Source organism: Kitasatospora sp. NPDC001660 (genome assembly GCF_053596725.1).
Genome location: NZ_JBSFGU010000073.1, coordinates 1 through 23,484, shown reverse-complemented (window position 1 = coordinate 23,484; position 23,484 = coordinate 1). Strand labels below are relative to the sequence as shown.

Here is a 23,484-nt window from a genome sequence, read left to right as displayed (position 1 = left end):
GGAAGGCGGCGAAGGTGAACGTAAGGTGCGAATCATGCCGAAGGTGTTGGCCACCGAGGAGACTTAACGCTGCAAACCATCCCTAAACGCCCACTCAGAGGGCGTTTAGGTAGCCTTGTCGCTATATGCGGCTTTAGTGATTGTCCTCGGCGCAGCCGCAGTACGGGAACTTCGAGCTGCTGGAATGCAGCCCGGCCGGTGAGGTTCTCCTTGTCCACCGCAAGCAGCGTCTGCTGCGCCCGACCCGGAGTGTGACTTGTGGTGGCCGTGGAGCGGGAGCACGATGTGCAGTCTTAAAAACATGCCACTTCGCTTTCGCTGAGGCGCCGATTCTGGGCCGATAACGGCATGGCTGCTGAGCGGTGGCACATTGGTGCAGGTCATCCACCCGCGACGGCGGCGCGGCCCACACCCACGCCCAGGGGCTGCGCGCCGCCCGCCGCTTCTGCCGCACCCACCGTCACCTGCGGATACCCCCCGGCCACGACGAGCTGACCTCCCAGGGCGAATTCTTGACACCGTGAGGCTGGGCCTCACGGTCTTCGATGTCGGCGGGAACGGATAGCCTCCGGCGAGATCGGGCGGTTGTTGGGAGTGGACGTGAATATTGAGGAGATGCTGGACCGGCTTGCTGCGGTGATCGGGCCGCCGCCTGTGGGCGGAGTGGTCCGGGTTCCGTGGGAGCTGGGGCCTGAGGTGCTTGGTTTCCAGCTGCCCGCGGACTACCGGGCGTTCGTCGACCGGTACGGGATGGTCAGCATCAGCGACGAGCTGCACATCTGCGCACCATCGGCAGCGCCCAGTACCAAGACCGGGCAGCCACTCGGCTTCGAGGGATTCCTGTACTACACGACGGAACCCTACGGATACTGTGCCATGCTGGCCCAGGCCTACCAGGACGGGGACTACGACGAGTGCCCGTATCCGCTGTTCCCGGCCGAGGGCGGGCTTCTGAAGTGGGGCAACAACTGGAACTCCGACCAGTTCTTCTGGCTGATGCGGGGCCCGGACTCGGACCGGTGGCCGGTCGCTGCCAAGTTCGACTCGTTGCTGGAGTGGGACCTGTTCGAGGGTGGCTTCCTGGAGTTCCTTCTGGCGGCGGTGACGGAGCAGTATCCGTACCATCGGGACGTTGTTCCCGGCGGGATGAAGCAGGTCGGTGACGGCCGTGCTTATCGCTTTCGGGGCGACTGGTCGAAGCGGCTTCTGGAGTGAGCCCACGAACATGGTCAACGGCCAGGTCGGGGCGTTACTGGGGGTCCTCGGACGGCTGGAGAGCGTGGCGGGGTGATCCCCGACTCTGCTCATAGATGTGGTGTCGATGTGGGTCCACCGCCCCGAAGGCTGGACGGTAGGCCACCTGCCCGTTCTCGCCGGTGCGGCGCGGACAGGCTGATCGTGGCCCTGCCGGGGCGGCTCCGGCCGCCAACGAGGCCCACGCCTGGCAGGTCCTGGCCGCCTACGAGCGGCACTACAACGAGCACCGTCCCCATCGGGCCCGCAACCAGATACCACCCGGCGCCGATCAGCAGCCCACCATCGCTCACGACCTCGAAAGCGGCAGGCTCGTGCGTACCCGCGTTCTCGGCGGCGTCATCAATGAATATCGGCACGCGGCTTGACCAGTAGCCACGACTTTCCGAGCCCCACAGGCTTGCCGCTGAGTGCGGTGTGTCCGCGGTGGTGATTGTAGGTGTGGAGCCAAGCGGGGTAAGCGTCACGGCGCCCTGGCCGGGCGCGTCGGGCAGCCCTGGCCACCGCATCGCCTGACGCCGTACCGCCTGATCGGCATCGATCCATTTTTCGACGAGGCTGATCAGCTTGTTGACGGCCCGTGAGCGCCTTGTTGTCGGAATGTGTACGGGCGGCGACAGGATCACCTTGTCGGTTCCAATGATCACTGCGAAACAGGAGCAAGTCCGTTGTCCGCCAAGGTTTCCAGGCTCGTCCGCATAGCCCTCGCCGCCGTCGTCGCGGCCTCCGGAGCGATCGCCACCACGACGCTCACGGCCACTGCCGCCCACGCGGTCGGCACGTCGTCGACCGGCGGCGCCATCACGCGTTCCGAGATCATCGCCCGTGCCCAGTCCTGGGTCGATGAGAACGTGCCGTACGACCAGTATCACGACTGGGCCGACAGCAACGGCACGTACCGCCAGGACTGCTCCGGCCTGGTGTCGATGGCCTGGCACATCGACACCAGCGCCACCAACTACGGTTTCACGACCCAGACGATGGACAAGTACGCCACCCGGCTCGGCAGCCTGGACGACCTCAGGCAGGGCGACGCCATCAACAACATCAGCGCGCACACCGTGCTGTTCGACCGGTGGACCGACTCCAGCCACACCACCGCCATGGTCTACGAGGAGGCGCACCCGGGCACCAACGCCCGGTACCGGGCCATGGACCGCAGCGAGATGACCAGCGGTGGCTTCCTGCCGTTCCGCTACAGCAACGTCCTCGACGTCACGCTCCACTACTCGCAGACGGCGGCGGCGGACTTCACGGGTGACGGGAAAGCGGACATCATCGCCCGGGACGACTCGACCGGGAACCTGATGATGTGGGTGCACGACGCCGGCGGTTCGTACAACGCGCCCAAGGTCGTGACGGGCGGTTGGAACTTCACCGAGACGACGGTGAGTGACTTCAACGCCGATGGCAAGGCTGACATCGTCGCCAAGGGCTCGGACGGCAGCCTCTACATGTGGTACGGGAACGGTGACGGAACGTTCGGCGCCCCGCACGTGGTGACCGGTGGCTGGAACTTCACGCAGACCGCGGCCGCGGACTTCGACGGTGACGGCAAGGCCGATCTGATCGCCAAGGGCGCGGACGGCAACCTCTACATGTGGCCGGGCCATGGGGACGGAACGTTCGGTGCCCCGCACGTGCAGACCGGTGGCTGGAACTACACGGAAACCCGGGCCGCCGACTTCAACGGTGACGGGAAGGCCGACATCGTCGCCCGTGACTCCAACGGCAATCTGGTGATGTGGCCGCACAGTTCCAACGGTTCGTTCGGCACCGCCCAGCAGATCACCAGCGGCTGGAACTTCAGCCAGACGGCCGCTGCCGACATCGACGGCAACGGCAAGACCGACCTGATCGGCCGCGACGACACCACCGGCAACCTCATGGTCTGGGCCGGCAACGGCGACGGCACCTTCGCCCGCCCTTACACCCTCACCAGCGGCTGGTAACACCACGGCGTCGGCTGCCTCCCCGGAACGGCGGGGAGGCAGCCGGCCGTACAACGGGCCACCACCTCACCCCGAAGGACCGAATGAACGCCCTCCGCCGAGTTCCTCGCTCCGCCGGACGCCCGATCGCGGTGCTGAGGGCGTTGTCTCTAGAAAGCGGCCACCCACACCAGGGGCAGACGTTCCGCTGCGCGCGGCTGTAGCCGGCAGCCGAACACGGGCCGTCCGGCACCCGCACCCAAGGATCGCAAATCCTTCGTCAATCACCGGCGTCCGTATGTGCAGCCGGGGCTGGGCGGAGGCCCGCCGGAGCACCGGGTAGCATCCCGTCGACGGTCGGCTTCACGGCCGGTTCGTGTGGTGTTCGCCCGGGGGAGCCATGCAGTTCAGTCTGCTCGGTCCGCTTGTCGTCCGTGACGGCGAGCGGGCATTGCCGTTGGGCGGAGTAAAGAGCCGCGCGCTGCTGGCGGCGCTGCTGTTCCAGGCCAACAGGACGGTGTCCCGGGGCAGTCTCCAGGGCGCCTTGTGGGGCGAGGAGCCGCCGGTGACCGCGGTCACCTCACTGCACAACCACGTGGCGCGGCTGCGGCGGGTCCTGGACGGCCAGGGTGCCCCGCGGCTGTCGTCCACGCCGAACGGCGTGCTGTTGAGGGTGGCCGACGGGGAGCTGGACCTCCAGGAGTTCACCGCGCTGCTCGGCCGGGCCGGTGACGCCCGGGCGCGGCGGGACTGGGAGGCCGTCGCCCGGCGCGCCGGCGCGGCACTGGCGCTGTGGCGGGGCGAGCCGCTGTCGGATCTGCCGGTCCTGCACACCCTGGAAGCCGACGTCAGGCACCTGTCCCAGGCCCACGTACAGGCGCTGGAGTGGTACTTCGAGGCCGAGTTGCGGCTGGGCCGGCACGCCGAGGTGACCCCGGAGCTCACTCGCTGGGTGGCCCTTCACCCGCTGCACGAGGCGTTTCACCTTCAACTGGTCACCGCGTTGTACCGCAGTGGGCGTCAGGCCGAGGCGCTGGAGGCCTACGAGAGTGTCAGGGTGGCCCTGGCCGAGGAACTGGGCATCGATCCGGGCCCGGCCTTGCGCACCGTCCACCAGCAGGTGCTGAACGCCGATCCGGCCCTGCTGGCGCCGGTCGCCGAGGCCGGCCCGGCCGTCCCCGTCGACGCCGCGCCCGCCCCGTTCGCGGTCGACCGGGACGCCACCGACGTGGTGCCCGTCGACCCCGGCACCTCCGAGGCAGGTCTCACCGATCCGATCCGCACCGACGAGGCCCCGGCCCAGCCGGGAGCGGGCCGGCGCGGCCCGTCGGCACCGGTGCCCGCGCAGCTGCCGGCCGACACTCCGTTCTTCACGGGCCGCCAGGACGAGCTGCGACAGCTGTGTGCGGTGCTGGAACAGGCCGCGAACGGCCACGGCCCGTGCGTGGTGACCGTCACGGGCATGGGCGGGGCGGGCAAGAGCGCCCTCGCCGTCCACGCCGCCCACCTGCTGCGCGACCGCTTCCCCGACGCCCAACTCCATCTCGACCTGCGCGGCTTCGGCACCGGCACCCCGCGCACCGTCCACGAGCTGCTCGCCGCTCTCCTGGCCGATCTGCGACCGTCCACACCCGACACGACCGCGCAGCCGCTGCCCGAGGACGCCGACGATCGCGCGGCGTTGCTGCGCACGGTGCTCGCGGAGCGGCGGATCCTGCTCGTGCTCGACAACGCCCGCGACAGCGCCCAGGTCCTCCCGCTGCTGCCCGGCACGGGTGCCTGCGCCGTGATCGTCACCAGCCGCACCACCCTCACCGACCTGCCCACCACCCACCACCTGCCCCTCGGCCCCATGGACGTCGAGGATCAGCGCGCACTGCTCGCGGCCGTGTGCGGCTGCGAGCGGGTCGACCAGGACCTCGACGGCGCCCTGCGCGTCCTGGCCGCCTGTGCCGGCCTGCCCCTGGCCCTGCGCATCGCCGGGGCCCGCCTCGCCGCCCGCCCCGCCTGGCCGCTCGCCACCCTCGCCGACGCCCTCGACAACGCCCGAGTCGACACCCGCGGCAACACCGCCGAGATCGGCGCTCCCGGGCGTCTGACCGCCCTCGCCACAGGACAGTTGGACGTGCGAGCCACCTTCGCCTCCAGCTACCTAGCCCTGCGCGACAGCCACCGGCACAGTGAACGCGAAAGCGCCCGCGCCTTCCGCCTGCTCGGCCTGTGCCCCGGACAGGAGATCACCGTCCCCTCCACCGCCGCCCTCCTGGACCGCACACCCGCCCAGACGCGAGACCTGCTGGAACGCCTGGTCGACGCCCACCTGCTGCAGACCCCCGCCCCGCTGCGCTACCGCCTCCACGACCTGCTCGCCGAGTACGCCGCCGAGTGCGTCCGAGCCGACGAGACCGCCCACGCTCGCGAGCAGGCCCGGCTGCGCATGGGTATCTGGTACGCGCTCGCCCTGGAGAAGGTCCGCGAGGCCATGCGCGACTGCGGCCAGACGCCGCCCCGGCTCGGCTGCCCGCCGCCCGCGCCCCTGCCCGTCTTCGCCGACGAGGCCGACGCCCTCGGCTGGTGCCGCCAGGAACTGTCCAACATCGGTGAGGCCATCCGCCAGGCCGGCGACGGTCCTCGACCCGACCTCGCCTGGCGCCTGGCTGTCTGGCTCTTCGGCTACATGCGCACATACTGGTGGACCGGCCAGTGGGAGGAACACCTCAACCACGCACTGCGCATCGCCGAAGCGCACAACGACTCCTTCGGCCGCATGTGGGTGCTGCGCACCCTGGGCGTCTGCCACGGCATGGCCCGCCGCCTCGACAAATCGATCCAGGCCCTGCAGAAGGCCCTCGCACTCGCCGAGTCCGAGGAGCCACAGAGCAGCGCCACACTCCGCTCGAATCTGTCGCTCGCCTACAGCCTCGACGGCCAAGCCGACGAGGCCCTCGCCCACGCCCGCGCCGCCCTCGCGCACCACCGGCGAACCAGCGACCCACAGCAGGCCGCCTTCTTCGTCAGCGCGCTGGCGGACGCCCTCCGGGCGGCCGGCCACCACACGGACGCGGAAGCCCACTACCGCGAGGCCCTCGACTTGTGGTCCGAGCGCGGCGACGCCAACAGCACCGCCATCACCCTCTCCAACCTCGGCGACACGCTGCGCGCCCTCGGCCGACGCGACGAGGCGCTCACCGCGCTCCAGGAATCCGTCGACATCTTCGAGCGGATCGGCAACGTCGGACTCGTCGCCGACAGCCTGGTCATCATGGCCCGCACCCATGTCCACTTCGCCGACTGGGCATTGGCCCGCGCCCGCGTTCTCCAGGCCATCGACCTCGCCGACCGCCACCACCTCGGCCCATGGCTCAGCGAGGCGCACGAGATCCTCGGCACCATCGAGAAGGCCCACGTCGCGGACGCGTGAGAGCGATTGAGCATCCCGACGCTCCGCCCGGCCCACGCTCCCCGCGGCTTCCCGCCCGGGCCGGTCTGCCGACGGATCGCACCGGCGGAGCCCACCGGCCCCATGCCCGCTTCACGCTGCGGTCACTTCTTCGGAACGGGCCCGTGAGCCGCTTGTTTGCTTCCCGTGAACCGGCTGTTTGCCGGCACTGTCACGCTGGCCCAAGACCGCGGGACCAGGTCATTCCGGTGAGGTGAGGACGTTGTCGTCCGCCCCGACGGGGGTGCCGTCCGCGGCTCATCGCAACCCGTGGAAGCAGGAGCACGTGAGCACGAAATTCGCCCGGAACCGCCTGATCAGATCCGTCGTCACGGTAGTCGCCATGCTGCTGGCGAGCCTGTCGTTCTCCGTCGGCCAAGCATCGGCCTACAACTATCCCGGCCCTTACTTCGAGATCCAGAACCAGGCGACCGGCCTGTGCCTCCAGGCATCCCCGGACTGGAATCCGCAGGCGCTCGAGGTTCACGACTGCGGGACCAGCGACGACCAGAACTTCTCGATCTGGAACAAGACCAACCTCATCGACGCGGCCAGGGCCGCCGTCTACGGCGGCGGTGTCTGTCTGTCGGCGGACTCGTACGGCGACGCCCTGTCCGCCGCCTGCGGCAACAGCAACTACGTCCAGGACTGGCAGTACGCCTCCGCGGATGGCGCCTGGACGACCATCTCGCCCGCCGGAGCCGGCTGCTACCTGAAGGTCGTCAGTGACAGCACCGTCGCTTGCATGCCCGGGTTCCAGGGCGGCGAGGCGAAGTGGCGGATGGTCTACGGCCCCCGCCACTACTCGCAGACGGTGGCCGGCGACTTCACCGGCCACGGCAGGGCCGACATCATGGCGCGCGACAACAGCAATGGCAACCTCCTGCTGTGGGTCAACAACATGAACGGCGGCTTCCTTGCCCCCCGCGTTGTCACCGGCGGCTGGAACTTCACCGAGACGACCGGCGGTAGCTTCCACGGCAACGGCAGGCTCGACCTCATCGCCAAGGGCTCGGACGGGGCCCTGTACATGTGGGACGGCAACGGCGACGGCACCTTCGGCGCCCCGCACAAGGTGACCGACGGCTGGAGCTTCACTCAGACCGCGGCCACCGACATCGACGGCGACGGCAACACCGACCTCATCGCCAAGGGCACCGACAACGACCTCCACATCTGGCCGGGACACGGTGACGGCACCTTCGGCGCCCCGCACGTCCAGACCGGTCCCTGGAACTTCACCGGCACCCGTGCCGCCGACTTCAACAACGACGGCAAGGGCGACATCATGGCCCGCGACGCGAACGGCAACCTGAACATGTGGCTGCACGACGCGGGCGGTTCGTTCAACGCCCCCGTGCAGCTCACCGGCGGCTGGTACTACACCCAGACCGCCGTCGGTGACTTCGACGGGGATGGCAAGGTCGACCTCATCGGGCGCGACGACGCCAACGGCAACCTGATGATGTGGCCCGGCGAGGGCGACGGCACTTTCAGCGCACCGCACGTCCAGACCGGCGGCTGGTAGCAACCCGGCGGCTGCTGCCCGGAACCGCCGGGCAGCAGCCGCTTCGTATCCGACAAGAGCCGGACGAGCCGGCAGCAAAGGGAAAGGCCTCATGACCAGCAGCACTTCCACCCGTCCAGCCCACCGCCGCAAGCCCGCCGCAACGGCAGCCGCCCTGGCCATCGGGCTGCTCGCGCCACTGGTGCTCACCGCACCCGCACACGCGGTCTTGGCCTGTGATGCGGTCCCCGCACCGCTTGCCACCTCCAGCACGCCAAGCCCCTCGGCCACACCGTGGACCGGGAGTTGGGGAACCGCCATGGGCTCCGGGGGCCCATCCGGCTCCTCGGGCGTGACGGGGCAGCAGACCCTGCGGCTGGTGATCCACACCAGCATCGCCGGCAGCACCGCCCGCATTCACCTGGTGAACACCTTCAGCCCCGATCCGGTGACCATCGGGCACGCCACCATCGCACCTCAGGGCCACGGCTCCTCGGCAGCAGCCGCACCGCTCACCCTGACGTTCGGCGGCTCCCAGCAGACCGTCATCCCACCAGGTGGCGAGATCTTCAGCGACCCGCTCGCGTTCCCGGTGGCCGCGGACGAGAATCTGCTGGTCAGTCTCTGGTTGCCCAGGGGGATCACCACCGCCCCGTACCACGCCTACACCCTCACCACCTCCTACACCACCGCCTCGGGTGACGGCGTCGACCACAGCCAGGACCGGGACGGCACGAACTTCCCCGCCACCTACGGTCAGTGGGCCTACCTCAACGGCCTCGACGTCACCGCCTCCGGCAGCGGCGGAACAGTGGTCGCCATCGGCGACTCCCAGGTGGACGGTGGCCACACCACCCCGGACACCAACACCCGCTGGACCGACGACTACGGGCGAGCCCTCCAGGCCCTTCCGGCGCCCCAGGGCATCGTCAACAAGGGGATCTCCGGCAACCGGCTCCTCACCGACGGAACCGGATACCGGACCCCCTACGGGCAGAGCGCGCTCAACCGCTTCGACCAGGACGTCCTCGCCCAGACCGGGGCGCAGAGTGTCCTGCTCTACGAGGGCATCAACGACATCGTCATGGACGACGCCTCCGACTCCGCGATTGAGGCGGCGATCCAGCAGTTGGCCTCCCGCGCCCACGCCGCCGGGCTCCGGTTCACCGTGACCACCATCCCCGCCTTCCAGGGCTACAGCGGCTACACCACCACCCGCGAGCAGACCCGTCAGTGCGTGAACACCTACATCCGGACCACCAAGGACATCGACGGCTACCATGACTTCGACCAGGCCACCCGCGACCCGCTGAACCCGAGCAGCCTGTTCGCCGGCTACTTCGACCGGGCCGACGACCACCTGCACGTCAACAGCAACGGCGCCCAGGCCATCGCCGACACGTTGGCCCCGCCACCCGGGCCCGCCGGACTCACCCTGAACTTCTCCCAGACCACCGCCGGCACCTTCCACGGCAACGGCATCAGCGACATCGTCGCCCGCAACGACTCCAACGGGCACCTGTACGAGTGGCCCGGCCGCGGCGACGGCACCTTCGCCGCCCCGGTCGACGTGACGGGTGGTTGGGGGGCGTTCTCGCAGACGGTGGCGGGTGACTTCCGGGGCACCGGTCATGCGGACCTCGTGGCGCGTGAGGACTCCACCGGGAACCTGTATCTGTGGCCCGGTAACGGTGATGGCACCTTCGGCGGACGCATCCTCGTGACGGGTGGTTGGGGGGCGTTCTCGCAGACGGTGGCGGGTGACTTCCGGGGCATCGGTCATGCGGACCTCGTGGCGCGTGAGGACTCCACCGGGAACCTGTATCTGTGGCCCGGTAACGGTGATGGCACCTTCGGCGGACGCATCCTCGTGACGGGTGGTTGGGGGGCGTTCTCGCAGACGGTGGCGGGTGACTTCCGGGGCATCGGTCATGCGGACCTCGTGGCGCGTGAGGACTCCACCGGGAACCTGTATCTGTGGCCCGGTAACGGTGATGGCACCTTCGGCCGCCGTACCCTCATCACCGGTGGTTGGGGGGCGTTCTCGCAGACGGCGGCCGGCACCGTCCGCGGCACCGGTCACGCCGACCTACTCGCCCGGAACGACACCACCGGCACCCTCAACGAATGGGTCAACACCGGGAGCGCCTCCTTCTCACGCCCGCTCCGCATCACCGACGGCTGGTGAACGACTGCAGTGAGGCTCCCGGGTGCGACCGTGGCCCTCGGGCCGAACGGCTCGATCATCCGCACCGTCTTGTCGCTGCCGCCGGCATTTGCCCCGGGCGCGCCGCCCGCCGTCGGCCCAGCGGAAACTGAGGGCGGGTGTGTCCAGCGCCGCCAACGGCTCCGTCGCACATCCGGTGGTAACGGAGCGTTCGGGTATTCACCCTCGGTGACAGTCTCATGCAAACGGGCGCGGGCCTGGGCGTTCTCCGTTCGGCATATCGGACGCCTGGGGACGGCGTTCCGCCAGGCACAGGACGTGGAGCTGGCGGAGGACGATCACGGCTTTCCGGGGCGCGGCATCGCCGAGCTGTGGGAGGACGAGGGCTGGCGGGGGTACATCCTGACCGGAGGCACCTGCACGGTGCTCGACTTTTACGCGTCGATCGACGCCGAGGCGGGCGACCAGTTCGCCATGATGCGCCCCCTGACCGAGGAGGAGATCCGCAGCTGGGCTTCCCACGGCCGCCCCACGCGGGAGCAGTGGGACGCCTCGATACGTCGACTGCTCGACCCGGTCGGCGCCGGAATCGGCCGGTGCACAGTGCTGTACCAGATGACGAACCAGCCGAGATCGCCTACTGGGGCTGCACCGCGGACTAGGTTCAACGCCGGTCAAACTTCGATGAGATCCGTCAAACACCGCTGAGACGGGTCACCTGTGAGGCCTGTAGGGCGGCCGTTGTGCCGTCGTCCGCCTCGGCCTCGTTGCGGCCGGCGTCGGCGCCGTGGCCTGACCTGCTATGCCCGCAAGCCGGTGTTCGTTTCGGACCTGATCGGGCGCGACTTCACCGCACCCCGCCCCGGAGTGCGGCTGGTCGGCGACATGATCACGGGCTTGCGGATCTCAGTAGCTGTAGCCCTCCTTGCAGAAGCTGGCGGTGACCTTGTGCGGCTTGAAGTCCGGAAGGATCGAGTGAAGCTTGGACACCTCCGGCGCGATGAGCAGCAGGTCGATGACGAGCGCGATGATCATCAGCGGCTTGAGAGGCTGCGCCGTAGCTTTCTGACCCCGCGCCGCGGCCCACAGCAGCATGGAGAGGAACAGCGCGACAAGTATGCCGATGGCAGGGCCAGCCCATGCGGCGACCTGTGCGGACACGGGTATCGCAGGGGTGGGAACGCATATCAGTCCGCCGACGTAGTGGCGCTGGGCCCAGAGCGCGTAGACGGTGCAGGCCAGTCCAACCCTCGACCATCTGCGGGCCGTTCTCGTCGCTGGAGGCATTCTGCCCGACCGCGACGAGCGCCTGGTGAAACTCGAACGCTGGACCTCCAGGGCGTCGCGTCCCGTGACGATCACGAGGAACGGGCGGTGCTGCACCGCTACGCGGTCTGGCACCACCTACGACGCCTGCGCGGCCGCCTCGGCACCGGCCACGCCACCCACTTGCAGATGGCCAACGTCCGCAGCCACATCACCGCCGCCGTCAACTTCCTGGACTGGCTGACCGGCAGAGGTCTGACCCTCACCACCTGCACCCAGTCTGACCTGGACCAGTGGAAAGCAGGCGAGAACCTCAGCTACCGGGACCAGACCGGCACTTCATCCGCTGGGCAACCAAGAACCGGCTGGCGAAGGGGCTGACCTTCGCCGCCGAGCGCTGGCAGGGCCCGGTCGGCCCTCACGACTCCGAGGGCCGGTGGGACGACGCCCGCAGGCTCCTCCACGACGCCACGCTGACCACGGCCGAGCGGGTCGCCGGACTACTTCTACTCTTCTACGCCCAACGGCTCAGCATGATCAGCAGCCTCACCGTCGATCAGGTCACAGAGGCAAACGGCCGGGTTTCGATCCAGCTGGGAACCTCTCCGACCGTCCTGCCCGAACCGCTCGCTGCGCTGGTCCTCGACCTGATTGCAACACGGCGCCCCTACACAGTGATCGGACACGCCGGCCAGACGCCCTGGCTGTTTCCAGGGCAACGCCCAGGCCAGCACATCAGCGCCGACCGGCTCGGCCTACGGCTGATCGCCGTCGGAATCCAACCCGGCCAGGCCCGGTCAACGGCCCTGTTCGCCCTCGCCGAAGAAGTCCCGGCCGCGATCCTGGCCCGCATGCTCGGCATCCACATCCAAGTCGCCGTCCAATGGCAGAAGGCCTCCGCCGGCGACTGGGCCGCCTACGCCGCCGACGTCAGCCGCCGTGTCCCGGAGAACCGATGAAGCGACAGGCCACCACTCCCACGGAACCACCACTCCTGTCCCGACCAGCGGAAGCGCGTCGATCACGCCCGGCAAGGCAACACCTTCTTACGGTGCCTGATCCGGCGGCGCGGCATCACCTTCCAGCGCACCAACACCTGGAAGGAGTCGCCTGACCCTCATCGCAACGCCAAGCTCGCCCGGATTGAGCAGGTGCTGGACCGCTTCTCTGACCGGGTCTTCGCCTACGGGTCGGGCTCGTCCGCTGGAACGGACGGATGACTCAGGAGGCGGACGGTCCGATCTCCCCCGCAAAGACGATGACCTGGTCGATGAGGCTCCGCCGCAGATGGACGACGTCCGTTCCCGCCAGGCGGGGACCTCCGTCCGGCGTGGTGAAGACCCACTGGTACCGGGCCCACTCGTCAGGCATGTCCACCTCCGAGCAGCGCACCATCGTGCCGGTCCCCGCCGGGTGGCGCCGGATGTCCAGCACGAACCGCTCGACCGCCGCGATTCCTTCGCTGCGACCCAACGGCCCCCAGAAGACCACGTCCGAGGTCAGGGCCTGGGCGAGCAGGGCAGTCACATAGCTGTCGTCCGAGGTGTTGAACGCGGAGATGAACATGTCGATCGCGGAGCGTGCAATCTCTTCCTGCATGCCCCATTCATACCAGCCGTTTCGCGTGCGCTCGTCCCGCGAGCCGCCTTCCGATCACGTTGAACCATCCCGGTCGCAGCACTGGTCAGCCGGAGCTCGGCTGACAGGCCGCTCCCGCAGGTAACGGTGAGACGGCCCTCATGGCAGCGGCGTGGAAGACGGCTCTCCTGCCACAGAGAGGGATCCGGTATGCGTCCGCACATGTCGGAGGCCGTGGCGGACGCCACAATGGGACCGTGGATGAGATGGGTGGCACTACGACGGGTACGGACGATCCGGTCACGTTGCAGGGGATCGCCGAACGGCTGGGGCTGCACGTCTCGACGGTGTCGCGGGTCCTCAACGGCAAGGCGGACGTGCAGGGTCGGGCGGCATCCGGGGAGACGGCGCAACGCATCCGGTCCCTGGCCCGGGAGTTGGGCTACCGCCCCAACCCGCACGCCACCAGTCTGCGCACCCGGCGCAGCAATCTGGTGGGTGTGCTCTTCCCGCGCCTGTCGGAGATCGTGGTGGCCACCATCTACGAGGGAGTGGAGGAGGAGGCGGCCGCACACGGGCTGTCGGTCTTCGTGACCAACACCCGCGACGATCCCACCGTGCAGCGGGAGCGGATCGCGATGGTGCTGGGCCGCCGGGTGGACGGGCTGATCATCGGCGACGCACATCTCGACGGCGCGGCGCTGACCGACCCGGCACTGCGAGGCGTCCCGTACGTCCTGGTCAACCGCCGCACGGACGGCGATCATCCCGCGGTGACCTGCGACGACTTCCTGGGCGGGCGAATGGCGGCGGAACACCTGCTGGGGCTGGGACACCGCCGGGTCGCGGTGGTCGCCGGAGAACCGTTCGCCAGCACCGGAACCGACCGCGCGGCAGGCTTCCTGGACCGCTACCGTGAGGCCGGCCTGCCGGTCCCGGGCCGCCGGGTGCGCCACTGCCCCTTCGACATCTCTGGCGGACGTCGGGCCGCGACGGAGCTGCTCTCGCCCACCGACCGGCCCACCGCGATCTTCGCGGTCAACGACTTCGCCGCCCTCGGCGCCATGGGCGCCGCCCGCGACCTGGGCCTGCGGCCCGGCAGCGACTTCGCCCTGGTCGGCTTCAACGACACTCCCCTCGCCGCCGAACTGCCCATACCGTTGACCAGTGTCCACTCACCCATGGCCGAACTCGGCCGCGAGGCTGTACGCCAACTCCTGCGCCGCATCGCCGGTGAACCCGCCACCTCCCAGCACCTGCGCCCCGGCCTCGTCGCCCGTGCTTCCAGCGGCGCTCCCGTCGGGCCCGCACTCGGCTGAGAACGTCGCCCGCAGGTGCATCAACCGACCGTCGTCGGCGGCTCTTCGGCGCACTGCCCGCTCATCACCCGATGGCGATGAGCGGGCAGGAACTGCCGTCACGACGGGCGCAGGCCCGTCGCGCTACGCGACGCCGTCCCACGACAGGAACGGGCTCAGACCGCCTACGAAGTGGAGCCGGACGGCGCTGATATCGTCCGGGTGGAGTCCACGGAGCAACGGCCCACGGACACCTCACTGATGACGGCGGGCGAGCGGCCTTGGGGATGCTCAGCGGCTGACCGTCCAGGAGCCTTCGTAGTAGGCGGAACCGCCGTTGAACGGAGCACCCTGGGGGTCCACGACGAAGCCGGCGCCGTTGTAGAGGATCTGGGTCACGCCGGTGACCTGGAAGGTCAGGAATCCGGTGACCGTCTGGCCGGGGCCGATGTTGTGGACGACATCGGGTGTGTGCGCATTGACGAGGGCGGCTTGGACCGGGAACGACCAGGCACCCGAGCCGTCCACCGCGACGAAGGATTGGTTCTTGATGTCGGCGGTCTTCGAGTGGTCAGGGTCGGTGGCACTGAACTGGACGGTGGTCCCGGAGTCGGTCTCCTGGACTTTCACGACGGTCATCCTCAGTCGCACACCGTCCGTCCTCATGTCCAACGTCGTGCCGACCCTGCCCTTGGTGACCGGGCCGCTGTTGCTGCAGCCGGTGAGGGTCATCGCCAGCACGCCTGCGGTGACGAGGGCAGCGGCAGCAGCTGACGACCGCGCGGCGGATGCACTGGTTCGTTCGGTGTGCGGCACTGCGGCCTCAGCCTTTCTGTGGTTCGAGGAGGGGCGACCTTCTTGGAGACCTGCCTGCGGAAGTCCTCATGCCGCCTCCTTGCGACTCGGTGAAGGTCAGTTCGCTGCGCGCCGTAGCTTGCGGGTCCGGGAGGCGGCCTGCTTGATCTCGCGTGAGCCGGTCTTCATGGCGATGGCGAGGTGCTGGTCGGCCTGGACGGGGTCCACAAGGCAGGCGCCGAGGTGGAGGTGGGCCAAGGCGGCGACCGCCGGGTCGGCCGAGGTGGTGCCGACGGTGAGCAACTCCACGACGCCGTGGGTCTGGTCCGCCTCCAGGCGGCCGATCGCGAGTTCGACCGCGGCCTTGGGCGCGTAGTCGGGATGGCCGGTGGCGTAGACGCTTTCGAGCATGGCTCGTGACAACACGGCCGCTTTGGGGTCGCCACTGTCCCTGAGCAGCCCGGCGAGGTTGAACGCCGCGCGCAGTGCGACGTTGGGGTGCGGGCTGCTCATCGCGGCGTCGTAAGGGGCGATCGCGGCGTCGCGATGGCCGTTGCGCTCGAAGGTCAGGGCGAGTTCGAGCTGGGCCCGCGCGGTGACCACGGGGTCGCCGCAGGTCGTGGCGGCGGCGAAGTTCTGTGCCGCCGCCTCCTCGTCGCCGAGGCTCACACGCAGGAGGCCGAGGTGGATGGCCGCAAGGCCCGAGGTGGCGCCGTTACGGAGCATCATCGCCAGTAGGTAGTTGGCGTCCGCCTTCGCCCACTTGCGTCGGGCGTGCATCGCCATGCCCCGGATGAGGAAGACCTCGGCGGCGATGTCCGGGTCCGGGGACTCGGCCACGCTGTTGACGCTCTTCAGCGCGGCCTTCGGCCTCTTTCTGGCGAGCTGTACCAAGGCCGTGACGAGTACGCCGGCCGTGCGCTGCTGCGTGCTGGCGGAGGCGGTGGCACGCACCGCAAGGGTGGAGGCGTGCTCTACCGCGTCGGCGTCGAGGAAGGCACGCGCGAGTTCGAGGATGCCCGCGAAGTCGAGCTGGTCGAAGCTCTCGTCATCGAGTAGATCGCCCGGATCGGGCAGCCTCAGCGGCCCCGGAAGACCGCCGTCCCCACCTTGCGCGCCGCTCACCGCTCCACCTCCCGCGCCTCCGGCCAACACTCTGCTCTCGCCGAGTTCGGATCCTACTTGGTAACTATCCAGTCATGGAAGGCATTCCAATGTTAGGCCTATACCCATTACCGTGCACGTCGGTGCCGAATGAACAGAAGGAGTTCGATTTGGACAGCGCCGGTCTTCAAAGTGGTGGCCCGTACCGTGAAAGTGCCATGGAGAGCGGGCGGTTGACCGATCCGGGGTGGCTGGTCAACACCGTCTCGGAACGGGTCCTGTCCGCGCTGGACGCGGCGGCGGGGCGGGAGGAGGAGCTGACGGTGGCGGTGTACCGGGCATCGGCGCATCTGCACCGGGATGCGGGGGCTGGGGTGCGGCGGCAGCTGCTGGCGTTGGACGCGGCCCGGTACGGGGACTGCGGGCTGGCGGCGCGGATCACGGCTGTGCCGGTGGAGGGCGAGCCGGCGGCACGTTGGGGGGTGGACTGGGCCACGGGCGGCATGGTCAACCCGCAGCTCAGGCACACCCTGACCGGTCACATCCGCGGGGTGTGGGCGGTTGCGACGGCGATGGTGGACGGCCGGCCCGTCGCCGTCACCGGTGACTGGGACGGCACGGTGCGGGTGTGGGACCTGACCACCGGCCAGCCCGTCGGTGAGCCCCTGACCGGCCACACCCACGAGGTGGAGGCGGTGGCGACGGCGATGGTGGACGGCCGCCCCGTCGCCGTCACCGGTGACTGGGACGGCACGGTGCGGGTGTGGGACCTGACCACCGGCGAACAGGTCGCCACCCTGCCCTTCCCGGAGCTTGTCGTGGCGGTGGCGGTGGCACCGGGCGGAGAACTGCTGGTCGGATTCGGCGGGGAACTCGCCTGTTTCTCCCCCCGCTGACCGCACAGACCACGCGGGGCCTGCCCGCACTGATGCCGCCGTGCCGTACGGCACCGATACGGCGGCGGTGACCGTCTGGCACCGGACAGCATGTGTCACCGGCGGCAGCCCACGCCGTTACGGCGGGCTGAACCACCAGCCCGCACCCCAGGTCGATGGAAGCGTCACCAGGTATGGAAGCAGCCACCGTCCGAACCGGTACTGAGGAGTTGGTCCTCGTTGAAGAAGCCCTATTGGCAGCCGTACTGGTGGCGGCTTCTGTTCCGTGAAGACGGTTCGTCGGGGTGGGAGGTGATGGGTTCCGAGCCGGTCCATCAGGTTCCGAACGATGCGCTGAAGAACGCGTCCCTCGAGGCATGGGCCCACGCCTTGCTGGAGGAAGCGCAGAACGAGCTGGACGACCTGTGCGGCGACCTGCTTCTCGAGTGTTACGAGGAGCCCGCCCCCACAAAAGGCACTCCACCCGCGTATTCACTCCAGATACGGCTGACGGGATACACACCGCCGAGCCCGCGCTGATGGGCGGGCACTCCTGGGCCGCGTTTCGGGCGGTCGTCCCAGCGGTGGGTGGTCCCGACTCGTCGGATCAGGCTACGGAGAGTGATGATTGTGTCTGTGAGGTCCTGCCAGGCGTGCGTGCACTCGACATGCCACTTGCTATGGCTGCCGCGTCGTTGACGATGGTCGGCGGCGAGTCGGGTCCGCGGCTCAGCGTGGTTGTGGCCTCGTGCTCTTCGGCCGTGTCGCACCGGCAGTGGCGGACGCGGTGCGGGTACGGCATGCCGTTGACGGGCAGCCGGACCTCCTCACAGGGATTGCCAGCAGTAGAGCTGCTCGTCGGCTTCGCGAGCCCGCCTGGCGAGCCGGATGAGTTCCTCGGCTACGGGTTGCATGTCTTCGGCGCCTCCGTGCAGTTCCACCGCTTGGACCCATGCGGTAGTGACGGCCGGCACGTCGAGGTCGTGCACTGCCGCCAGGGTGTCCCGTACCGGAGGGCGGAGTTCGGACACCCACGGTCCCGTCACCCAGGGGCTGGCCTCGTCCTCGGTGTCCTCCGGGCCTGGGACCGGGGAGGCCGGCCACACGGTGGTCTCGTCGACCAGGTCCACCTGCCACGCAACCTGCCGAATGGCAGCGATCAGCATCGCCAGGACAACGGTCGGATCCACCCCCTTGGCCTCGACTCCGTCGAAGACAGAGGGCTCGGTGCCGAGCGGGGACTCGCCATCCGTCTGTTTGAGCACCCGGACAACGGATGCGGCGTCATGTGCGCCGAAGTAGTCGACCAGAACACCCATAGTTACTCTCCAGGACGAGACGACTGCGTGCATTCGGCTGTGCTGAAGCAGACAGGCTGAGAACCGGTCACAGGGCCGGGAACCACACCTGGAGACGGGACAATTTCGCCGGCCGGGCTGCCGATGGCGCGGAGCCAGCGGGTGAAAAGCAGGGCCTGGTGTGGCGGGTTGAGACGGCGGATCCAGCCGGCCTCCCGTTCCGCGTCCGTGTGGTCGGAGGCGACGAATACCACGACGGTGTCGCCGTCCCGCTCGAGGATGTCCTCCGCCACCAGTGTCTCCAACGTCACCACGCACGCCTCGTACACACTCTCACGCCACTGGCACAGCTCCCGGCCGCCGAGAGTCATGGAGCGTGCGAGCAGGTGCCGGTTCACCTCGGTGAAGTACTCATGGCCCACCCCCTCGTGCGCCCATTCGGCCGGGCTCCACCGGTAGTACTCCGCGTCGTCCGGATCGGCGGCCTGGCTGCGGGCCAGATGATCCCGGGTGTTGACCGCGCAGCAGACCGTCATCGCCGCCGCGTCGGAGTACAGCGCGTATCCGCAGCGCTCCGCGCCGCCGAGCCCTTCCGCGAGGCGGGTGAAGGCCGCACGTGCGGCAGGCAGCAGCAGGGTCAGCGGCGTTTCGCTCTCGAGTGCGGCGGGTGTTTCCTCGGGACGGCACTCCCGGGCTCGCCCGGCGCTCATCCTGAACTCCGGTCATGGTCGAGGTCGGCGCGGGTCCGCAGGAAGGCGAGGTACTTGGGGTCGTCCTCGTCGAAGATGTCAGGGCCGCCGCCCATGTAGGCCCGCATCAACTCGTCGGCCGCGCGGTCGTGGTCGCCGAGTTCCAAGGCGTTCTGACCCAGGCGGAGATGGATGAAAGGGTTGCCCGGTCCGCCGGGGCACCGGACGGCGTTGTGGAAGCACCGGTACGCCCTGTCGAAGACGCCCTGCCGAAAATGCACGTCACCGATCGCCACGTAGATCCAGGTCGACGCCGCCCAGTCGCTCGGATGATCCGGCAGCAGCCGCAGGGCCTCCACGTACAGCGCCTTGGCTTCATCGAGTCGGCCCGCTTCGGCCAGGGTGTCGCCGCGACGGCACAAGCCGTCGATCTCGGCGGAGAGGCCGTTGGGCAGGGGCATGGCTGTTCCTTCGATTTCTCTTGTACGGGCAGGGCTTTCCGGTCGATCCACTGAGGACGTCCCAGCCGGGTCCATGTGCGTTGGTGTCCGTTCGGCCGCTGCCACCACGGCGGCACAGGTCCGCTCGGCCCGGGACGACGCACTATGTCGGCTCGTCCCAACTGCCGCAGACCGGCGAGGTGTGGCCTCTGTCCGGTTTCGCTGGACCTCGGCCGATCTCACTGAAGTTTGATCAGTTCCATCAGTTACCGAACCTCGTGCGGAGTGCTCGGCTACGAGCGGAGGCTGTTCATATGGCACTCTGAAACACGTGGTTGCTGGCAGCGTGGCGTGCGGTCGGCAATCGGCCTTGAGGGAGTCGGGCAGGCCGGAGAAGGTGAGGACCCTCTCGTGCGCGACCCGGTAAAGCGCGTACTCCACGCCGTCGATCTCCTCGATGGGAAGGTCGCCCTCCCAGGCGTCCTCGTACCACGTGCCGGAGATACGGCGAATGAAGAGAAGAGCGCGCTGCCCCACGGCGAGTGATCGCTGGCCCCAGTGGGCCGGCTCGCCGACGAAACGGATCCGCGATCCCACCTTGAGCTCGAGGGCTCGTGCCGTCTGCACCTGTTCGACGATCGCGGTGAACTGCTGCGGGGCCGGCGAACCGATGATCGCCACCCTGATCAGATCGTTCCGCTCCCCCCTTGGCCTGGAGGAAACTCATGACCTGGTTGCCGTCCTTGCTCCCGCCATCGCCACGAGACCACGCGGGAGTTGCCGGTCGCTGACAGGCGTTCCTCCGACGATTGCGCTCCGGTCTGCGGGGCGGCGAAACACCAGGTGGGGATGCCTGTCCAATCGAGAGCTCCTTCTGCGCGGTCAACACCGACGTGCACGGTAATGGATGGCCGTCCAACTTTGGAAGTCCTTCCAGGATTGGGGAGTTCTCAAGTAGGATCCTGTCTTCGTGAGAGATCCGAACCTGTCGTGAGTTGGCCAAAGCCGAGAGGCCACCCGCGCAACGAGCATGAGGGTGTGATGGGCACAGCCGCGGCCAGGCGGAACTGCTCCCTCCGGAGAGGCACGCCCGAGAGCGGAACGAAGTCCGCCTGTCAGCCCTATGGCGGCCAGGGGTGACCTGGTGGCCGGACAGCGGCTCCGCCGGTCACGCTCGTCGTGGGGTTCCTGGATGCGCATGGCCACGCGGCGGGAGCAGGTCCCGGAATGCTTTCGCTGCGCGTCCTCGGAATCCATCACACGATTCACAGGGCGCAGCCCCGGAGCTCCGCGATGGTGACGCAGTACACCAAGCGGTGCGGTGCCTGATCGGACTCATGCCGACCCTGATTCCACCGCTTGCGGAGAGATTGAACAGCGACAATGACTTTTGCGCTCCATGCCTTTCTCGGTCCCGACTCCCCAGAGATGTCGAACGAGTCACTGGCCGCCGAGCTGCGCGAGCTCTTCGAAGACGCAGCGGGCTTCACGCTGCAGTGGGAGCGGCTTCCGTTCTCCAAGGGCCCTACGCTCGCCCTCAGATGGGGAGCATGGCTGACGCGCGTCGCTTACGAAGAGAGCGAGACCGTCGCTGAGGATGCGCGCTTCGCGCACCGAAGAATCGGAGGATCGGCGCCGTTTGATCTCTCGGCTGCCGCAAGACGAGTCCGGGTCGTTTTCGGGGGCGACGATGACCACGAGTATACGAACCAGATAATCTCACTTATGGTCTACCTTGAGGAGATAGAGGGTGCGATCGTCTTCGATCCTCAGCAAGGCGATGTCATGCGGTGATTCCCGCTCGAAGCCGTTCGACGACGAGGCGAGCCGAGCGACGATCACCGTGGCTTGGCTCGCGGCCATGCCCGAGGACCTGCTCGCCGCCTTGGTCCGCAAAGCCCGTCGACGGGCTGAACGCGGTGATGGCCAACCGGTACGTCCACCCGAGGCGTTGGCCGACTTCGCCGGCAGAGTGACCGGGACTGGTCCCCAGCCATGTGGCGGACCTCGGCGCCAACCCCTCGTCGCCGCAAAGGATCCAGCCCGACACCGTTCTCGACGTCATCGCTGCCCGTCCCGGGCCGGCTGCCGAGGCCCGGCAGATCGCTGGGAGACGAGCACACCGCGCCCCAGAGGAGACCTCATGCTGACCCTGTCCACTACCTCGCGGACCCGCTTGGACCCCGACCGGCTGGGGGCGCTGCACACCGGACAGCTCCTGTTCAGGGACGGCTCTGACGTGCCGCCGCGCGGTGATATCGCCTCATGACGGCGAGCGAGGCATGGCGGAAGATTCAGCCGCTGCGCGTCCCCGTCGGCTGGACGATGAGCTGGAACCGCCTCTACGAAGTGGACCCCGGGCCCGACACCATCGACTGGCTGTACGGGTCCGTGCTGGTCAGCGCGGACCACATGAGATCGGGACTGTGCTTCGACGCGCGCTGGGAGCCGGAAGGTGATCCCCAGGGGTGTTACGTGGTGGACTTCCTGCGCCTGGATCGACGCAGGGGCGGCCGGGACGGCGGGGTGGGTGCCGGGGAACTGCTCGGCACCTGGACGACGCGGAGTCGCCCCGCACTCGTGGCGGCCTTGGAGGAGTTCATGTTCACCCGCGAGGTACCGGGCGCGACGTACGGGACGTGCGGTCCCGGCGGGCCTGGCCGACGTCCGGCGGGGCAGGAGTCCGCAGTAGTGGACGAGTCGTTGCAGCGGGAGACCCACAGGTGATCGAACAGTTGGACATAGTGGGCGAGGAGGCTGCGTGCTCGCTCGCCGGAGGCCATGCGCGTTCGTCGATGGCGGGTGGTGCCCGGGTGGTGGTCGGCGCCGACGCGTCGGTGATTCTTTCCGACGCCGTGGACGAGCCGGGGGCCAGCGGGGTGTGGAGCGGTGAGCTGTTCCGGCTGATGGGCCCGGCGTCGGCCGTGGTGCGAGCACGGCTGGTGGACGAGTCGGACGGCCCCCTCCCCGTCCACCTCTTCGTGCGTGTCTTCGGGGGCTGCCGCTATCTGGGCGTGGGCCGGCCGGTTTATTCGTCCTGTGCCGCCGGCGAACTGCTCCAGTGCGACCTGAGGATCGAGCCCCCGCTTGCGCCCGAGGTCCTGGACGAGGTGCGGCCGACCGGTCCGTCACCGCAAACGCCGAGCCTGGACTGGCTCACGCGGCCGGGGGAGGATCGTGTCAGGGCGCTGGGACACTTCGCCACGGGCTGGTACCCGCGGCCGGGTCTCGCCCCGGCCGCACCCGGTGCCGTGCCCGCCGACGTGCCACGCGCCCTGCGGGAGTTCTACCGGCTCGCCTACCGGCGGCCCGAGATGCTGGGCAGGCAGAACCGGATCCTGCCGGCAACCGAACTGCGCCCGGGAGCGGAGCCGCGACGGGTCGTCTTCGGCGAGGAGAACCAGCTCTGCTTCCACTGGGAGCTGGACCCGGCCGAGGCCGACCCGGTCGTCTGGCTGACAGCGGCGGAGGACGGCGCCGAACGCGAGCCGCTCAGCGGCTTCCTGATGCAGTTCTCGTTGTTCGAGGCGATGACCGGGGCACCGTACCAAGCCCAAGCCTGGTACCCCCCAGTGCCAGAGCCGCTCGTACAGGAGCTCACCGACCGGTTGCACCCGGTGCCGCTCCGGCCGTGGCAGTGGCCGGCCGACCCGACGACGTTCCACGTCGCCCCCGGCCTCATCGCATGCACCAGTGGCCTGGGCGACGGCATGTACGAGATCACGATCGGCGCACAGCATCGCGGAGCACTAGGACGCGTATTCGGTCGTGATCAATGGGTTCGGGTGAGGTCCTTGATCCAGATCATTGCGCCGCGAAGGTGAAGGCCGGCGAGGTAGCTTT

General features: G+C 68.8%; 22 protein-coding genes and 2 pseudogenes. 15 read left to right on the top strand and 9 right to left on the bottom strand.

Features of this window, described 5'->3' with window-relative positions; all coding sequences use genetic code 11:
* The first annotated feature begins 600 nt into the window (after positions 1 to 600).
* Positions 601 to 1,215 (top strand): hypothetical protein, encoded by a 615-nt coding sequence (locus ACWCXH_RS37430; protein WP_449805968.1) that lies wholly within the window; start codon positions 601 to 603, stop codon positions 1,213 to 1,215.
* An 89-nt stretch (positions 1,216 to 1,304) separates the two neighbouring features.
* Here ACWCXH_RS37430 and ACWCXH_RS37425 read toward each other — a convergent pair whose 3' ends face one another.
* The gene (locus ACWCXH_RS37425) at positions 1,305 to 1,901 is read right to left on the bottom strand and encodes a hypothetical protein (protein ID WP_449805970.1); all 597 of its coding nucleotides are present in this window, start codon (positions 1,899 to 1,901) and stop codon (positions 1,305 to 1,307) included.
* Positions 1,902 to 1,922: 21 nt separating this feature from the next.
* On the opposite strand from ACWCXH_RS37425, the gene ACWCXH_RS37420 reads away from it, so the two are divergent.
* The 5 genes from ACWCXH_RS37420 to ACWCXH_RS37400 all read left to right on the top strand — a co-directional run bounded on the left by ACWCXH_RS37420 (position 1,923) and on the right by ACWCXH_RS37400 (position 11,006).
* Positions 1,923 to 3,206, top strand: coding sequence for an FG-GAP repeat domain-containing protein (locus tag ACWCXH_RS37420; protein ID WP_449805967.1), 1,284 nt, complete (start codon positions 1,923 to 1,925; stop codon positions 3,204 to 3,206).
* Between the two features lie 379 nt (positions 3,207 to 3,585).
* Positions 3,586 to 6,606, top strand: a complete 3,021-nt coding sequence (locus ACWCXH_RS37415) for an AfsR/SARP family transcriptional regulator (protein ID WP_449805966.1) — start codon at positions 3,586 to 3,588, stop codon at positions 6,604 to 6,606.
* Between the two features lie 304 nt (positions 6,607 to 6,910).
* A complete protein-coding gene (locus ACWCXH_RS37410; RefSeq protein WP_449805965.1) occupies positions 6,911 to 8,152 on the top strand; it encodes an FG-GAP-like repeat-containing protein in 1,242 nt (413 codons plus the stop codon).
* A 91-nt stretch (positions 8,153 to 8,243) separates the two neighbouring features.
* Positions 8,244 to 10,319 carry an FG-GAP-like repeat-containing protein gene (locus tag ACWCXH_RS37405; protein ID WP_449805964.1) on the top strand — a complete coding sequence of 692 codons (2,076 nt, stop codon included), beginning with the start codon at positions 8,244 to 8,246 and terminating at the stop codon, positions 10,317 to 10,319.
* 297 nt (positions 10,320 to 10,616) lie between these two features.
* Positions 10,617 to 11,006, top strand: a complete 390-nt coding sequence (locus tag ACWCXH_RS37400) for a hypothetical protein (RefSeq protein WP_449805963.1) — start codon at positions 10,617 to 10,619, stop codon at positions 11,004 to 11,006.
* 198 nt (positions 11,007 to 11,204) lie between these two features.
* Here ACWCXH_RS37400 and ACWCXH_RS37395 read toward each other — a convergent pair whose 3' ends face one another.
* On the bottom strand, positions 11,205 to 11,459 hold the full coding sequence (locus ACWCXH_RS37395) for a hypothetical protein (RefSeq protein WP_449805962.1): 255 nt from the start codon (positions 11,457 to 11,459) through the stop codon (positions 11,205 to 11,207).
* Positions 11,460 to 11,672: 213 nt separating this feature from the next.
* Here ACWCXH_RS37395 and ACWCXH_RS37390 point away from each other — a divergent pair, with 213 nt between their 5' ends.
* From ACWCXH_RS37390 to ACWCXH_RS37380, 3 genes and pseudogenes are all read left to right on the top strand, one after another.
* The gene (locus ACWCXH_RS37390; protein WP_449805961.1) at positions 11,673 to 11,945 is read left to right on the top strand and encodes a hypothetical protein; all 273 of its coding nucleotides are present in this window, start codon (positions 11,673 to 11,675) and stop codon (positions 11,943 to 11,945) included.
* A gap of 152 nt (positions 11,946 to 12,097) precedes the next feature.
* Positions 12,098 to 12,523 (top strand): hypothetical protein, encoded by a 426-nt coding sequence (locus tag ACWCXH_RS37385; protein WP_449805960.1) that lies wholly within the window; start codon positions 12,098 to 12,100, stop codon positions 12,521 to 12,523.
* Positions 12,524 to 12,592: 69 nt separating this feature from the next.
* A pseudogene (locus ACWCXH_RS37380) lies at positions 12,593 to 12,751 on the top strand (IS630 family transposase); the annotation flags it as partial.
* 34 nt (positions 12,752 to 12,785) lie between these two features.
* On the opposite strand, the gene ACWCXH_RS37375 reads toward ACWCXH_RS37380, so the two are convergent.
* Positions 12,786 to 13,163: a nuclear transport factor 2 family protein gene (locus ACWCXH_RS37375; RefSeq protein ID WP_449805959.1), complete on the bottom strand. Its 378-nt coding sequence runs from the start codon at positions 13,161 to 13,163 to the stop codon at positions 12,786 to 12,788.
* Positions 13,164 to 13,408: 245 nt separating this feature from the next.
* On the opposite strand from ACWCXH_RS37375, the gene ACWCXH_RS37370 reads away from it, so the two are divergent.
* A complete protein-coding gene (locus tag ACWCXH_RS37370) occupies positions 13,409 to 14,461 on the top strand; it encodes a LacI family DNA-binding transcriptional regulator (RefSeq protein WP_449805958.1) in 1,053 nt (350 codons plus the stop codon).
* A 270-nt stretch (positions 14,462 to 14,731) separates the two neighbouring features.
* Here ACWCXH_RS37370 and ACWCXH_RS37365 read toward each other — a convergent pair whose 3' ends face one another.
* Both ACWCXH_RS37365 and ACWCXH_RS37360 read right to left on the bottom strand, forming a co-directional pair.
* The gene (locus ACWCXH_RS37365; RefSeq protein ID WP_449805957.1) at positions 14,732 to 15,172 is read right to left on the bottom strand and encodes a hypothetical protein; all 441 of its coding nucleotides are present in this window, start codon (positions 15,170 to 15,172) and stop codon (positions 14,732 to 14,734) included.
* Between the two features lie 180 nt (positions 15,173 to 15,352).
* A complete protein-coding gene (locus tag ACWCXH_RS37360; RefSeq protein WP_449805956.1) occupies positions 15,353 to 16,360 on the bottom strand; it encodes a hypothetical protein in 1,008 nt (335 codons plus the stop codon).
* Between the two features lie 212 nt (positions 16,361 to 16,572).
* Between ACWCXH_RS37360 and ACWCXH_RS37355 the strand changes: the two genes are divergently transcribed.
* Both ACWCXH_RS37355 and ACWCXH_RS37350 read left to right on the top strand, forming a co-directional pair.
* Positions 16,573 to 17,235: a hypothetical protein gene (locus ACWCXH_RS37355; protein ID WP_449805955.1), complete on the top strand. Its 663-nt coding sequence runs from the start codon at positions 16,573 to 16,575 to the stop codon at positions 17,233 to 17,235.
* A 219-nt stretch (positions 17,236 to 17,454) separates the two neighbouring features.
* A complete protein-coding gene (locus ACWCXH_RS37350; RefSeq protein ID WP_449805969.1) occupies positions 17,455 to 17,754 on the top strand; it encodes a hypothetical protein in 300 nt (99 codons plus the stop codon).
* 14 nt (positions 17,755 to 17,768) lie between these two features.
* On the opposite strand, the pseudogene ACWCXH_RS37345 reads toward ACWCXH_RS37350, so the two are convergent.
* From ACWCXH_RS37345 to ACWCXH_RS37330, 4 genes and pseudogenes are all read right to left on the bottom strand, one after another.
* A pseudogene (locus ACWCXH_RS37345) lies at positions 17,769 to 17,939 on the bottom strand (IS5/IS1182 family transposase); the annotation flags it as partial.
* A 102-nt stretch (positions 17,940 to 18,041) separates the two neighbouring features.
* A complete protein-coding gene (locus ACWCXH_RS37340; protein ID WP_449805954.1) occupies positions 18,042 to 18,533 on the bottom strand; it encodes a hypothetical protein in 492 nt (163 codons plus the stop codon).
* 2 nt (positions 18,534 to 18,535) lie between these two features.
* Positions 18,536 to 19,222 (bottom strand): DUF4303 domain-containing protein, encoded by a 687-nt coding sequence (locus ACWCXH_RS37335; RefSeq protein ID WP_449805953.1) that lies wholly within the window; start codon positions 19,220 to 19,222, stop codon positions 18,536 to 18,538.
* Positions 19,219 to 20,322: a tetratricopeptide repeat protein gene (locus ACWCXH_RS37330; protein ID WP_449805952.1), complete on the bottom strand. Its 1,104-nt coding sequence runs from the start codon at positions 20,320 to 20,322 to the stop codon at positions 19,219 to 19,221. Before ACWCXH_RS37330 ends, ACWCXH_RS37335 begins: the two co-directional genes overlap by 4 nt.
* Before the next feature lie 747 nt (positions 20,323 to 21,069).
* Here ACWCXH_RS37330 and ACWCXH_RS37325 point away from each other — a divergent pair.
* The 3 genes from ACWCXH_RS37325 (at position 21,070) to ACWCXH_RS37315 (ending at position 23,465) form a co-directional block, all read left to right on the top strand.
* Positions 21,070 to 21,435: a hypothetical protein gene (locus ACWCXH_RS37325; RefSeq protein ID WP_449805951.1), complete on the top strand. Its 366-nt coding sequence runs from the start codon at positions 21,070 to 21,072 to the stop codon at positions 21,433 to 21,435.
* A gap of 471 nt (positions 21,436 to 21,906) precedes the next feature.
* Positions 21,907 to 22,368 carry a hypothetical protein gene (locus ACWCXH_RS37320; RefSeq protein ID WP_449805950.1) on the top strand — a complete coding sequence of 154 codons (462 nt, stop codon included), beginning with the start codon at positions 21,907 to 21,909 and terminating at the stop codon, positions 22,366 to 22,368.
* On the top strand, positions 22,365 to 23,465 hold the full coding sequence (locus ACWCXH_RS37315) for a hypothetical protein (RefSeq protein WP_449805949.1): 1,101 nt from the start codon (positions 22,365 to 22,367) through the stop codon (positions 23,463 to 23,465). The genes ACWCXH_RS37320 and ACWCXH_RS37315 overlap by 4 nt, the downstream gene beginning before the upstream one ends.
* Positions 23,466 to 23,484 lie beyond the last annotated feature (19 nt).